The sequence below is a fragment of the Actinoplanes sp. NPDC049316 genome, from assembly GCF_040677315.1.
In the GTDB taxonomy this organism is placed as follows: Bacteria; Actinomycetota; Actinomycetes; order Mycobacteriales; family Micromonosporaceae; genus Actinoplanes.
In genome coordinates, this window is the sequence record NZ_JBFAQM010000001.1 from 186,220 (window position 1) to 199,988 (window position 13,769).

At 72.2% G+C, this 13,769-nt stretch carries 10 protein-coding genes and 1 pseudogene; 3 read left to right on the forward strand and 8 right to left on the reverse strand.

What is annotated here, in order from left to right:
* Positions 1-163: 163 nt before the first annotated feature.
* Together AB0K03_RS00775 and AB0K03_RS00780 are read right to left on the reverse strand one after the other, a co-directional pair.
* Positions 164-1,192 (reverse strand): hypothetical protein, encoded by a 1,029-nt coding sequence (locus AB0K03_RS00775; protein ID WP_364678503.1) that lies wholly within the window; start codon positions 1,190-1,192, stop codon positions 164-166.
* A 6-nt stretch (positions 1,193-1,198) separates the two neighbouring features.
* Complete coding sequence (locus tag AB0K03_RS00780; protein WP_364678506.1) at positions 1,199-1,786, reverse strand: hypothetical protein; 588 nt, start codon at positions 1,784-1,786, stop codon at positions 1,199-1,201.
* A gap of 356 nt (positions 1,787-2,142) precedes the next feature.
* Between AB0K03_RS00780 and AB0K03_RS00785 the strand changes: the two are divergent.
* Together AB0K03_RS00785 and AB0K03_RS00790 are read left to right on the forward strand one after the other, a co-directional pair.
* A pseudogene (locus AB0K03_RS00785) lies at positions 2,143-2,271 on the forward strand (cellulose-binding protein); the annotation flags it as partial.
* Positions 2,272-2,405: 134 nt separating this feature from the next.
* A complete protein-coding gene (locus AB0K03_RS00790) occupies positions 2,406-3,737 on the forward strand; it encodes a cellulose binding domain-containing protein (RefSeq protein WP_364678509.1) in 1,332 nt (443 codons plus the stop codon).
* 19 nt (positions 3,738-3,756) lie between these two features.
* Here the strand turns inward: AB0K03_RS00790 and gtfA are convergent, their stop codons facing one another.
* The 6 genes from gtfA to AB0K03_RS00820 form a co-directional block, all read right to left on the reverse strand.
* Positions 3,757-5,241: a sucrose phosphorylase gene (gene gtfA / locus AB0K03_RS00795; protein ID WP_364678512.1), complete on the reverse strand. Its 1,485-nt coding sequence runs from the start codon at positions 5,239-5,241 to the stop codon at positions 3,757-3,759.
* Positions 5,242-5,263: 22 nt separating this feature from the next.
* Positions 5,264-6,772: a ricin-type beta-trefoil lectin domain protein gene (locus AB0K03_RS00800; RefSeq protein WP_364679372.1), complete on the reverse strand. Its 1,509-nt coding sequence runs from the start codon at positions 6,770-6,772 to the stop codon at positions 5,264-5,266.
* A gap of 122 nt (positions 6,773-6,894) precedes the next feature.
* Positions 6,895-7,992 (reverse strand): RICIN domain-containing protein, encoded by a 1,098-nt coding sequence (locus AB0K03_RS00805; RefSeq protein WP_364678515.1) that lies wholly within the window; start codon positions 7,990-7,992, stop codon positions 6,895-6,897.
* Between the two features lie 26 nt (positions 7,993-8,018).
* A complete protein-coding gene (locus AB0K03_RS00810; RefSeq protein WP_364678518.1) occupies positions 8,019-9,974 on the reverse strand; it encodes a family 43 glycosylhydrolase in 1,956 nt (651 codons plus the stop codon).
* A 140-nt stretch (positions 9,975-10,114) separates the two neighbouring features.
* The gene (locus AB0K03_RS00815; RefSeq protein WP_364678521.1) at positions 10,115-10,513 is read right to left on the reverse strand and encodes a hypothetical protein; all 399 of its coding nucleotides are present in this window, start codon (positions 10,511-10,513) and stop codon (positions 10,115-10,117) included.
* Between the two features lie 51 nt (positions 10,514-10,564).
* Positions 10,565-10,912: a PASTA domain-containing protein gene (locus tag AB0K03_RS00820; RefSeq protein ID WP_364678524.1), complete on the reverse strand. Its 348-nt coding sequence runs from the start codon at positions 10,910-10,912 to the stop codon at positions 10,565-10,567.
* 186 nt (positions 10,913-11,098) lie between these two features.
* Between AB0K03_RS00820 and mgtA the strand changes: the two genes are divergently transcribed.
* On the forward strand, positions 11,099-13,747 hold the full coding sequence (gene mgtA / locus AB0K03_RS00825; protein ID WP_364678527.1) for a magnesium-translocating P-type ATPase: 2,649 nt from the start codon (positions 11,099-11,101) through the stop codon (positions 13,745-13,747).
* The last annotated feature ends 22 nt before the right edge of the window (positions 13,748-13,769 follow it).

Genomic DNA, 13,769 nt, shown 5'->3' on the forward strand with positions numbered 1-13,769 from the left:
GCCGGCCGACCGGCCGGAAGGGTCTACGGGAGGCCCGCCCCGGCGGGCCGGCGGGCATCGCGGAGGCAACGGGTGGAACGGGGCAGAGCCGGGAGACGCCGGGCCGCGGCGCCGGGCCGTGGACCGGCACATCCCGGCCGGCGCGGCTCCAGCCCGGGCACGGTCACCCGGTGGGCGTCCGCGGGGCCGGCCGGTAGAGGCTGCCGCCCGCGATGATCTCCCCGCGCGTGTTGATGCCGCCCAGGTAGTACGCCGCTTCCTGAGGTATCCCCGCCGGCACGAGGTCCAGGACCGCACCACGTCGGAACAACACCGGGTGTTCCTCGATGGAATACGGCTCGGCGTTGCTGACGCCCAGGATGAGTCCGCGGGCGTTGACGGCCCCGGCGGCGCTCGCGTTGCCGCCCGGCAGGATGCCGAGGTCGGTCACGGTGCCGTGGTACCACCGGGTGGCGTGGGGGACCTCTTCGCCGGAGTAGGTGCCGACCGAGCCGACGATCTCGCCGCGGTCGTTGACGGCACCGGCGTCGCTGTACGGGCCGGGCGTCGGCAGCCAGGTGACCGTCCCGTGGTCCCACAGGAACGCGCGGTGCGGCCCGTCGGCGCCGCGGCCGGACCAGCCGACGACCTGGCCCCGGTTGTTGATGTCGAGGGGTTCGGTGGGTCCGGGGATGCCGAGGTCCTGCAGGCGCCCGTCCTGCCAGATGAACCCGCGCGGCTGCGTCGTCTCCGTCCATTGTGTTCCGACGACCTGGCCCCGGTCGTTGACGGCGTTGGCGAAGCCGGAGACGCTGCCCAGCACCGTGATGCGGCCGTGCCGCCACAGCACGGCCCGCATGTGCCCCTGCGCGTCGCGGCTGCCGCCGACCACGTCACCGCGGGCGTTGACGTCGTGGGCCGTGCCGAGCTGGTCCTCGCCGGGGGCCAGCACGCCGAGGTCGGACATGTGCCCGCGCTGCCACAGGAACGGGTGCGCGTAGCCGTCGGTGGTCTCCGACCGGCCGACCACCTGCGAGCGGTCGTTGATCCCGTACGCCATGGTCGAGGATCCGCCGAGCGTGCCGAGCGCCACGGCCCGGTAGTGCGGGGGCGCCGGCGCGACGGCGTTTTCCGGGGCGGCCGCCGCGGGCAGGGCCGGCAGCGCGGTCATGACGAGGGTGGAGAGCGCGGCGCTCAGAGCCGGGAATGCCATGGCCGGCTACCGCAGGGTGCCGGCGCGCTGCAGGGCCGCGTCGATGAGCGGGCGGACGGTCTCCGGGCTCCCGGAGCCCATCTCCCACCCCATGTCGGCCAGGACGACCACCATCTGCCCGGTTCGGGCCGCGATCAGGTACGAGTCCTTGCTCGCCGGCTGCCCCGACGGGTCCTCGAACTCCTCGTGGAGCCGGATCAGCAGCGAGCGGGGGCCCGCGAGCCCGGTCTCCTGCACCGTCCACTGCCCGGTGTCGTCGGTGCAGCCGCCGTTGCCCGCCGCCATCCGCAGCTCCCGCAGGTACGCGGCCGCGCCGGCGCCCCGGTAGCGGATGACGTGCTCCAGCACCGTGGTGTGGAATTCGGCGACCGGGTAGTCGATCAGCACGGTGCCCTCGGCCCGCCGCAGCAACCGGCTGGTGTACCGGCCGTCGCGGCACGGCATCGGCGGGCGCAGGTGGCGCGCGAACTCGTCGTCCGGGTGCCGCGGCTGGGCGCCGCCCAGGTCGTCCGGCTGCAGGAACGCCGAGTCCGGGATCGGCTCGGCGGGGCGCCGACCGGCTGTTCCGATGGTCTTGTCCGGGATCACCGACATCGCTGACCTCCCCTGGGAAGACGTCGCCGGTTCCGGGGCTGGCAGCGCCCGCGCCGGCGGCCTTCCCCGCAGCGTCACCGCCGCGTCAAGAGCACCTCAAGGGCCGATGGTCCCTATCGCGTGCCGATCAGCCTTCCGTCTCGGCGGGCGCCTGAAAAGCCGTTACCCGGGTCGGCCGGACATGGTCATCCATAGGCAGCCTTGAATGCGTTTGAAGGCGCTGGCAGCATTTTCCTTCGTGAGATCCCTGCTGCCGGAGCGCCTGCCCGCCGTGCTGGCCGTGCTCCTCCTGGCGGTGCCGGCCTTGATCGCGCCGAGCCCGGCCCGTCAGGTGTGGGGGCGGCACGCTCGGCGCCGGCGGCTCGACGGTGACGGTTGGCAACGCCTCGTACAACGGCGTCCTGGCGGCGAACGCGTCGACCACCTTCGGACTGCTCGGCGGGGGTACGCCCAGCACTCCGTCACTGAGCTGCACGACGACGTGACAAGTCCGCGGTCCTGACCGAAAACCTGTTATGCCGGCGGGCCCGAGATGGTCGGGTTTGAGCGCCGCGCGCGGCGATGCAATATTGGCGACCATAAATGGAAGCGCTCCCATCGCTCGTTCCCAGGAGTCACCGTGCTCGAAGACCAGCGGACGTGCTCCGCCTCCCCACCCGGCTCGATTCATCGCCGCGTCGCCGCCGCGGCGGCAGCGGCCGTCCTCGCCCTCGCCCTCAGCGCGTCGATCGTGACCGGCCTCCTCGGCGGCACGGCCTCCGCCGCGGCGCCCGGCACCGCGGCGGCCACGGCCGGCTGCGGCAAGACGCCGACGCTGACCAGCGGGACCCGCACGATCTCCAGCGGCGGCCAGAACCGCACGTACATCCTGCGGGTCCCGAACGGTTACGACCGCAACCGGCCGTACAAATTGATCTTCGCCTTCCACTGGCTGAACGGGACCGCCCAGGACGTGGCGAGCGGCGGGTCCGCCGGCGCCGTGTGGGCCTACTACGGACAGCAGCAACTGTCCGACAACAGCGCGATCCTCGTGGCCCCGCAGGGGATCGACAACGGGTGGGCCAACACCGGCGGCCGGGACCTCGCCCTCGTCGACGCGCTCACATCGCTGATCGAAGGCGACCTGTGCGTCGACACGTCGCAGGTGTTCGCCACCGGCTGGAGCTACGGCGGCGCGATGAGCTACGCCGTCGCGTGCGCCCGCCCGAACGTCTTCCGCGCGGTCGCCGTGCTCTCCGGCGCCAACCTGAGCGGCTGCAACGGGGGCACCCAGCCGGTCGCCTATCTGGGCATCCACGGCACCCACGACAGCGTGCTCGACATCTCGCTCGGCCGGTCGCTGCGCGACACCTTCGTGCGCACCAACGGCTGCACGGCGCAGAACCCGCCGGAGCCGGCCCGGGGCAGCCTCAACCACATCGTCACCGCCTACTCCGGATGCCGGTCCGGCTACCCGGTGACGTGGGCCGCGTTCGACGGCGACCACACCCCCGAGCCGGTGGACGGCTCCACGAGCACCAGCGGCGCCCGCACCTGGACCGGTGGCGAGATCTGGCGGTTCTTCTCGCAGCTGCCCAGCACCACCACACCGCCGACGTCGCCGCCCACCACACCGCCGACGTCGCCCTCCACGCCACCGGCCGGGGAGCCTCGCGCCTGCGCGGCGACCTTCAAGGTCGTCAACAGCTGGCAGGGCGGCTTCCAGGCCGACGCCACCGTGACGAACACCGGGTCGGCGGCCACCACCGGCTGGCGGGTGAGCTGGACGCTGCCGGCCGGGCAGACGATCAGCCAGGTCTGGAACGGGTCGCTGAGCAGTTCGGGCGGCACCGCCACGGTGACGAACGCGTCCTACAACGGCGCGCTCGCCCCCGGGTCGGGCACCACCTTCGGCATGCTCGTCAACGGCAGCGCGTCCACCACGCCGACGCTGACCTGCGCCGTCCTGTAGGGAGGTGCCGCGCTGCGCGTCACCGGCCGTCGTGGTCGGCGAGCGTCAGGACGTCCTCGGTGACCTCCACGACGCCGTCCGACTCCCAGGCGAGCCGGTGACCGCAGTCTCGCAGGTCGATGCGCAGCGCCGCCGCCGCGGTGCCGTGCCGCCACCGCAGGTCGACGGTGGTGTCGCCGCAGTCGTACGCGAAGGATCCTTGGAAGGCGGGGTGGTGGGCGCGCAGGCGGATCGCGGCGAGCTGGGCCCGTACGACCGGGCGGTCCAGCTGCTGCTCGGCCTCGCCGGGGCCGTAGTGGTGCCGGTTGACGTCGCGTCCCACCCCCGTACGCCGCAGCAACTCGACGTCGTTGCGCCCGGCGAGCAGGCCGACGTAGTAGATCTGCGGGATGCCGGGCAGGAACAGCTGGAGCAGTCGCGCGAGCAGATACCGGCGGTCGTCGCCGCCGAGCGCGTCGAAGAACGTGCAGTTCACCTGGTAGAGATCCAGGTTGCCGGCGGCCGTGCCGGTGGCGAGCCGGCTGGTGCCGCCGCTGGCGTCGTGCACCGCCTCGACCAGCGCGTCGATCTGCTCCGCGGTCAGCAGGCCGGGCACCCCGGGCAGGAGGGCGCTGGCGCCGACGTCCACGATGCCGATGCCGTCGTGGGTGTCGAGCACGGTGACCACGTTCGGCGGGCGGACCGCCAGCCAGCGCGCCAGCGGGCCCGCGTCGCGCGCGTGCAGGGCGTGCAGGACCAGGGGCGGCAGGGCGAAGTCGTACACCAGGTCGACGGTGGGCGCGAGGTCGAGCTGCTGCCGGTAGTGGCCGTGCATCTCCAGCAGCACCCGGGCGCCGCGCTCGTGGGCGTACGCCCGCAGCCGCCGGATGAAGGCGTGGGTCTCCCCGGTCATGAAACAGGTGGTGCCGGCGCGCTTGCCGACGTACCCGACGGCGTCCAGCCGCAGCAGGGTGACGCCGGCGCCGGTGAGCCGGTCGACGATGCCGGACAGGTAGTCCCAGGTGCCGGGGTCGCGGACGTCCAGGTCCACCTGCTGCGGGGTGAACGTCGTCCACACCAGCCGGGGCCGCCCGCCGAGCATCATCATCGTGAAGGGCAGGCCCGGCCGCGGCCGGTAGATCGTCGTGAGCTCGTCCTCCGTGGCGCCGTCCGGGAAGACCGACCCCATGGTCAGGAACATCCCACGGTACGGCGAGTCGTCGCCGCGGGCGATCACGTCCCGGAAGGCGCCGGCTCCGGCGGACATGTGGTTCACGATGACGTCGGCCATCACGGTGTGGGTCCGGGCGAGCTCGCCGACGTCCGCCCAGCTGCCGAGCCGCGGGTCCGGCTCGGTGTGGTCCTCCGGGTCGAACCCGGCGTCCGCACCGTCGTACGGGCGGAAGAACGGCAGGACGTGCACCCCGCCGAAGGTGTCCCGGAGCGGGCCGCGCAGGAACTCGGTGAGCCCCCGCAGCGACCCGCCGAGCCGGTCCGCGTACGCGATCAGTTGTGGAGCGTCCATGCTGCAGCGTACGTCTCGTCCGTCAGACGCGGGACCATCGTTGGTTCGCGGCGCCGGTGCAGGTCCACAGCAACACCACGGTGCCGTTCGCGGTCAGGTTGTGGTCGACGTCCAGGCACAGCCCGGAGGCCACGCCGCGGATCGTGCCGTCGGCGTTGAGCGTCCACTGCTGATTGGTGCCGCCGTTGCAGTCCCACAGCTGGGCCTTCGCGCCGGCCGTGGCGCCCGCCGGGGCGTCGAGGCACTTGCCGAGCGCCTGGATCGTCTGGCCCGTGGCCGTCCAGCGCTGGTTGGCGCCGCCGTTGCAGTCCCAGATGACCGGCTGAGTGCCGTTCGCGGTCGCGCTGTTCGGCACGTCCAGGCAGCGTCCCGACGCGGCGCCGACGAGCGTCGTGGTGGTGCCCGGCGGGGTGCCGGTGCCGCCGCTGACCCGGTACACCACCGTGCCGTGTCCCGGGACGGCGGCACTGATGGCGCCGGTGCTCGTGGTCGTGGCGCCGCTCCAGGCGTCGGTGAGCGTGAACGAGCTGCCCGCCTTGCCGGCGGCGGCGGCCGTGGTCGACACGGTCGTGGTGGCGCTGCCCTGGTTGAACAGCGCGACCGCGACGTCGCCGTCGGCGAGCCGCTTGGCCAGCACGCGGCGGGTGCCGTCGTTGCTGACCTGTGCCGCCTGCAGCCCGAGCGGGTCCTGGTTGATCGCGATGAGGTTCCGGTTCTTCAGGATCGTCTGGGTGGCGGCGCTCATCGACCGGATGTCGTTACCGGCGATCAGCGGGGACGCCAGCACGGCCCACAGCGCGAAATGGCTGCGCTGCTCGGTGTCGGTCATGCCGCCGCGGCCGACCTCCATCATGTCCGGGTCGTTGAACTGGCCCGGACGGGCGTACCCGGCCAGCGGGACGGTGACGTCGACGATGTTCTGGATGCCCATGGGGTAGCCGTTGGTCTGGCCGGTGTCCCAGGCGTTGGTGATGTCCTCGGTGGTACGCCACAGGTTCGCGACGTCGCCCCAGTTGCGCTGCGGGCCCGTCTTGGCGTGGATGCTGTTCGGATTGATGCTGTAGACGATGGGCCGGCCCGTGGCGGCCAGCGCGTCGCGCATCTTCGCGAACGTGGCCACCTGGTCGTCGATGCTCCCGTTCGGCGAGCACCAGTCGTACTTCAGGTAGTCGACGCCCCAGGCGGCGAACTGCCGGGCGTCCTGCGCCTCGTGGCCCCGGCTGCCGGTCGCGCCCGGATAGCTGCCGAAGTACTGGGCGCAGGTCTTGTCGACCGGGACCTGGTAGATGCCGAACTTGAGGCCCTTGCCGTGCAGGTAGTCGCCGAGCGCCTTCATCCCGCTCGGGAACCGGCCCGGGTCGCCCTGCAGGTTGCCGGCCGAGTCGCGGTTCGGGTTGAACCAGCAGTCGTCGACGACGACGTACTGGTAGCCCAGGTCCCGCATGCCGGTGCTGACGATCGCGTCGGCCATCTGCCGGATGAGCGTCTCGTTGATGCTGCAGCCGAACGTGTTCCAGCTGTTCCAGCCCATGGGCGGGGTCCGGGCCACGCCGTTGTCGAGGGCGTGGGCGGCGGCCGGGGGCAGCACGGCGGTCACCGCGGCGGAGAGCAGGAGCAGGCCGGCGGCGAGCGCGTTCTTCAGGGTTCTCATGGTCATCGCTCCGTCCAGCGCTGGTTGGCGCCCGCGGTGCAGGTCCACAGGATGACGGGAGTGCCGTTGGCGGTGGCGTTGCCGCTGACGTCGAGGCACAGCCCGGACTGCTGGCTGCGGATCGTGCCGTCGGAGCCGCGGGTCCAGCGCTGGTTCGTGCCGCCGTGGCAGTCCCACAGCTGCGCCTTGGCGCCGGCGGTCGCGCCGGTCGGGGCGTCCAGGCACTTGCCGAGCGAGCGCAGGGTCTGCCCGTCCGAGGTCCAGCGCTGGTTGGCTGCTCCGCTGCAGTCCCAGACAACCGGCTGGACGCCGTTCGCCGTGCTGCTTCCGGGCACGTCGAGGCAGCGACCGGAGGCGACGCCGACCAGCGCCGACCCGCCGCTGCCGGCGGGATCGCCGATGGTGCCCGGTACGGACCGCAGCGCCGCGTACCAGACGGCGGCCATCTTGTCGTAGCCGCCGGCGGTCGGGTGGATGCCGTCGATGAGGTCGCCGGTGGTGAGCGCGGCGTGCATGTCGACGAGGTGGACGCGCTTGCCGGCGTTCACCTTGCCCTGCACGATGCCGGGGAGCGCGGCGTTGAAGGTACGGGCCGCCGCTTCCTGGTTCGCGTTGCCGAGCGGAATGACGGTCGCGACGAACACGTCCGCCGAGGGCGCCGCGGCGGTGATGTGGTCGATGAGTGTGGACAGCCGCCCCGGGGCGCCCGCGACGTTGTAGTTCTGCAGGATGTCGTTCGTGCCGATGTGCAGCAGGACGGTCCGCGGGCTCGTCGCGCTCAGCCAGCCGCCGATGTTCGCGTCGATCTGGTCGATCCGCCACCCCGGATGACCCTCGTGGTCGTGATCGCCGAGGCTCGCGGGCCCGTTGTACTGCGAGCCGACGAAGTCGGCGCGGTAGCCGTCGGCGGCCAGGCGCTGCCACAGCCCGATGCGGTAACCGCCGGGAACCTGCGTACCCTCGGTGATCGAATCGCCCAGCGGCATCACCCGCACGCCGCCGTTGGACTCCGCCGCGGCGGCGTCCGCCTGTGCGAGACCGGCCACGGCGACCATCGCGGCGAGCACGGCGCCGGTGAGCCATCGTCTGCTTCGGTGCATGTCAGCTCCTCACATCCTGGTGCGGATCACGGTGTGGTCACCGAGAACTGGTTGACGGTCACCGCACCGCCCAGGCTCCGGGTGGCGTAGTTGAAGACGCCGAAGCGGTAGCCCATGAAGAACTGCCAGTCGCTGTTCAGGGTGAACGCCGGTCCCAGCGCGGTGAACCTGGTGCCGTCGGTGCTGTAGGAGAAGGTCGCGGTGCGCCCGGACCCGGGCCGGATGTCGGCGGTGGCCCGCAGCCAGATCCGGCCGCCGCTCACCGCCGCGCCCGCCTGCTCGGTTCCGGTCCCGGTGGTGGTCCAGCCGCTGGTCGACATCGTCAGGCCGTTGGTCATCGACACCCGGGTCGTGCCGTTGTCCTTGCGGATGCCGATCCAGGCCGACGAGTCGCGCAGCATGGCGAGACCGGCCCGGTCACCGTCGGCCATCGCCGAGTAGTCCAGCTGCACGGTCGCCGTGGAGGAGGGGCCCTGGATGCGGCGGGTCAGCGTGTTGCGGGCGTTGTAGAGGTCGGTGGTGACCGTGGCGGTCGAGAGCCGCAGCCCGTTGTTGACGGAGACCTTGGTGGTGTCCGGGTTGTGGTTCCACTCGTACTGCGGGCCGAGCGTGGTGCCGGCGAACGAGTCCGAGCCGGTCATGGGAGCCAGCGGGTGCCAGGGAAGGTTGGGGCGCGGGTAGCTGGAACCCCACCGGCCGTTGACGGTCTGCAGGACGGGCCAGCCGTCGCTGCTCCAGGTGATCGGCGCGAGCGTGGGCATCCGGCCACCGGGGTACGCGTCGGTGAACGCCATGTACCACCAGTCGCCGTTCTGGGTCTGCACGAGCCCGCCCTGGTGGGGTACGCCGCCGCCGCTGATCGGGCCGGGCAGGTTCAGCAGGACCTGGCGTTGCTCGTACGGACCCCACGGGCTGGTCGAGCGCAGCACGTACTGGCCGTTGGCCGGTCGGGTGAGCCAGATGTAGTAGTAGTTGCCCCGCTTGTACATGCGCGACCCCTCGAGCGTGCCGATGCTCGACGGGGTCTGGTAGACGGTCTGCGCGCGTACCTGGGAGGTCAGGTCGGCGGAGAGCTGGGCGACGCTGATCGTGCCGTTGCCGTACGCGACGTACGGGGTGTCGTTGTCGAACAGCAGGCCGGCGTCGTAGTAGCAGTTGTTGATCCGGGCCTTCTTGCTCCAGCCGCTGCCGATCGAGGTGGACGTGTAGACGTACGTGCGGTTGAACTCGGTGCAGCCCAGCCAGTAATAGGTGCTGTTGCTGGGCCGGTAGTTGAACGCCGAGGCCCAGATCCCCTTCACGTACGCCCGGCCGCCGTTGAGGTCGTAGGCCGCGGAGTCGAAGTCGAGCCGCGGCACCGAATGTCCGGCGTACTCCCAGTTGACCAGATCGTACGAGCGCAGAATCGGCGCACCCGGCGAATAGTGCATGGTGGACGCCGAGTAGTAGTACGCGTCCCCGACCCGGATGATGTCGCCGTCGGCGAAGTCCTGCCAGACCACGGGATTCGTGAAGGTCTCCGCGGCCGGCGAGGTGGTGGGCGGCGGCGTCGCCGGGGTCGTCGGCGCCGTGGCTCCGGTGCACGCCGTGCCGTTGAGGGTGAACGCGGCCGGCGCCGGGTTGGCCGATGTCCACGACCCGTTGAAGCCGAAGCTGACGCTGCCGCCGGTCGGCAGGCTCGCGTTGTACGCGGTGTTGGTCACGGTGACCTGCGCGCCCGACTGGGCGACGGTCCCGTTCCACAACTGCGTGATCGTCTGCCCGGCCGCGAACGACCAGCCGAGCTGCCAGCCGGAGATCGGGTCGCCGAGATTGTCGACGGTGACGGTCGCGCCGAAGCCACCCTGCCACTGGTTCGACACCGTGTACGTGACGCGGCAGCCGGCGGCGGCCTGCGCTCGCGTACCGGCGACGGTCAGGGCACCGCTCACAGCGACGGCCAGGGCCGCCACGACCCATATCCGGATCCGCGTACGTTTCATCGCCTGTTTCTCCCCGGGATTGAGTGTGACCGTTCACAATCACATGTCGGGGATGGTACGGGAGCGCTTCCACGCATTCAAGGCGATGATTGTGTTATCCGGATCGACCCCGGCATAACAGTTTTCAGTGAATCATTTTCTCAGCGGCCGCCGGTGAAGAATCGCGACGGCACGCTCACCCGGTGGCCGCTGCCGTACACGAGCACGGCGGCGTCCTTCTCCCACTGCACGCCGACGGAACCGGCGTCCACGCCGGTCGCGTCGAGGCGAACCTGATGGCCGTAGTCGCCACCGGGATCACGGCCCAGCACGACCACCCAGTGATCCGTGCCGACCGGCGCGTGCACATGCTTGAGCACGGCCACGTGCGCCCCCTCGCCGCCGTACGCGACGGTCGCCGTCATCGTCCGCACCGTCGTGGTCCGCGGCCACGTCAGCAGAGCCAGCCCCGCGACGAGAACCACCGCCACGAGAGCGACGACGAGCCGGACGCGGCGGGCAGCCGCCTCGGTACGGGGACCAGCAGCAAAGTCGACCATGGTGCCATCATCGACGCCCCCGTCAACCGCCCGGACGACGGCGGGGCCGGGTCAGGGCCAGTGGGTGCCGCCGATGCGCGCGCACCCGAGGACGATCTTCGCATCGGCGGCGAGGCGGGTGCCGGGCTCGGCGGACTGGGTCTTCACGGTCCAGTTCTGCGGGAGGACGACGATGCGGCGGCCGTCGACCGTGCCGAGGTCGACGTTGGTGAAGCCGAGCTTGTGCAGGGCGTCGAGGGCCACGTCCGCGTTGTCGCCCACCACGTCGGGCATGGTCAGCCGGACCGTGGTGGGGGCCGGCGGAGAGGGCGAGCCGGGGGAGCCCCCGCCCCCGGTTCCCGCGCAGGCCGTCAGCGCGTACAGCAGGGTGAACAGGATGACGGTGAGGACGCGACGCACCGGGACCACCTCTTCGTCTGCAGGTGGGTGCTCGCCCTCAGTGTGGAGGCCGGCGGGCGGCGCGACGTAGGGGCGTTCGTCCCGGGACGACGGTCCCGGCGCCGCGGGTTGTCCGGCCCTGGCGGGTGTGCTGCCGCGTCGCGACAGTGGGCTCGTGTGTGGTTCGGACGAAGGGTGGCGCCGGCCATGACGACCGCGGTCCGGCCCGCGCCGGGTGTTCCGGCTGCCGTGCCGGCCATGGCGGCGGCGACGCTCGGCGCCGATGAGGTGCTGCGGCGCCTCGACGCATCGCCGGAGGGCCTCACGGGGTCGCAGGCGGCGTACCGCTCGAAGCTGTTCGGTCCGAACGCGGTGGTGTCGCACCGGGCCCGCTGGCTTCCGGTCCTGTGGAACCAGGTCCGGTCGCCGCTGCTGGCGTTGCTGATGGCCGCCGCGGTCACCTCGGCGTTCGTGGGTCAGCGCAGCGACGCGGCGATCATCGGCGCGATCGTGGCCATGTCCGTCGGGCTGGGGTTCGTCAACGAGTACCGGGCCGAACGCGCGGCCGAGGCGCTGCACTCGCGCATCACCCATCAGGCGGTCGTGCTGCGCGACGGCCGGGCGGTCGCGGTGGACGTCGCCGCGCTGGTGCCGGGGGACGTGGTGGAGCTGCGCCTGGGCGACATCGTGCCCGCCGACGTCCGGCTGCTGAGCGCCGAGGATCTGGAGTGCGACGAGTCGATCCTCACCGGCGAGTCGGAGCCGTCCGGCAAGTCCGCCGGCGCCGTGGCGCATCCCGCGGGCCTGGGCGATCTGACGGGCTGCGCCTTGATGGGTACGGTCGTCCACGCCGGCGCGGGCCGCGGCGTGGTGGTCGCCACCGGGGCGGGCACGGCGTTCGGGGCGGTGGCGGCGGGGCTCGGCGGCCGCCCGGGCCAGACCGCGTTCCAGGACGGGCTGCGCCGGTTCTCCCGGCTGCTGGTCACGGTGGCGGGGGTGCTCACCACGGCGATCTTCGTCGTGAACGTGGTGCTGCAGAAGCCGATCCTCGACGCCCTGCTCTTCTCGCTCGCGATCGCCGTCGGGATCACCCCGCAGCTGCTGCCGGCCGTGGTCTCGACCAGCCTCGCGGCCGGCTCGCGACAGCTGGCGCGGCGGCGGGTGCTGGTGAAACGTCTGGTGTGCATCGAGGACCTGGGCGACGTGGACACGTTGTTCACCGACAAGACCGGCACTCTGACGACGGGGAAGGTCCGCTTCATGCGCCCCGTCCCCGCCGCGGGCACGACCGTCCAGCAGCTGATCGGCGCCGCGCTGGTCTGTACCGATCCGGAGGCGGCACGGGCCGGCGGTGCCGCCTCCGGGGCGCTCGACGCGGCGTTGTGGGCGTCCCCGGCGACGCAGGCGGAGCAGCCGTACGCGCGCGGCAGCACCGTGCTCGCCGCGCTGCCGTTCGACCACGAGCGGCGGCGGATGTCGGTGGTCGCCCGTGCTCCCGACGGGCCGGTGTCCCTGATCGTCAAGGGTGCGCCGGAGAACGTGCTGCCGTGCTGTGCCGCCGTACCGGAGGAGACCCGGACCCGGCTGGAGTCCGAGTTCGGTGCGGGCAACCGGGTCATCGCCGTGGCGGCCCGCGACGTCGTGCCGTCCGCCGCGCCGACCCCGGCCGACGAACACGACCTGCGGCTGCTCGGCCTGCTGATCTTCCTCGACGCGCCCAAGGCCGGCGCCCGGCGGGCGCTCGGCCGGTTCGCGGAGCTGGGCGTCACCGTCAAGATCGTCACCGGTGACAACCCGGTGGTCGCCGGCCGGGTCTGCGAGGAGCTGGGCCTGGCCGGCGGCGGCACCCTGACCGGCGCCGACATCGACGCCCTCGACGACGCGGCGCTCGCCGGGGCCGTCCCGGCGACGACGGTCTTCGCCCGGGTCAGCCCCGAGCAGAAGGCCCGGATCGTGGGCGTGCAGCGCCGGGCCGGCGGCGACGTCGCGTTCCTGGGTGACGGCGTGAACGACGCCCTGGCCCTGCACGCGGCCGACGTCGGCATCTCCGTCGACTCGGCCACCGACGTCGCCAAGGACGCCGCCGACGTGATCCTGTTGGAGAAGGACCTCGGTGTGCTCGCCGACGGCATCGTCGAGGGCCGGCGGATCTTCACCAACACCATCAAGTACGTGCTGATGGGCACGTCGAGCAACTTCGGCAACATGTTCTCCGCGGCCGGCGCCTCGGTGTTCCTCTCGTTCCTGCCGATGCTGCCGTCGCAGATCCTGCTCAACAACCTGCTGTACGACACCAGTCAGCTGGCCATCCCCACCGACACCGTGGACGCGGAGCAGCTGCGCCGGCCCTCGCACTGGGACATCGGGTTCATCCGCCGCTTCATGCTCGGCTTCGGCCCGCTGAGCTCGGTCTTCGACTTCCTGACCTTCGCCGTCCTGCTGCTGGTGATGCACGCCGGGGCGGCCGAGTTCCGCTCCGGATGGTTCGTCGAGTCGCTGGCCACCCAGACACTGATCATCTTCGCCATCCGGACCCGGCGGACGCCGTTCTTCCGCAGCCGGCCCAGCGTGCCGCTGCTGCTGGCCGCCCTGGGCGTCGTGACCGTGGGCGCGGTCCTGCCCGCCACCCCCGTGGCGGACACGCTGGGCTTCGGGCCGCTGCCGCTGTCGTACTACGCGGTGCTCGCGCTGTTCGTCGTCGTCTACCTCGGCGCCGTCGAGGTGGCCAAGCGCGCGTTCTACCGCCGGGCGCCCCAGCCGGTTCCCGCGCCCCGGATGCTTCCCGAACGCCACCTGCGGCGCCGTGCGGCGCGGTTCAGCACCCGCGCCGGCCGTCCCGCCCGGCCGGCGGGATGAGCGGCGGGCACCGGCCGGGCCG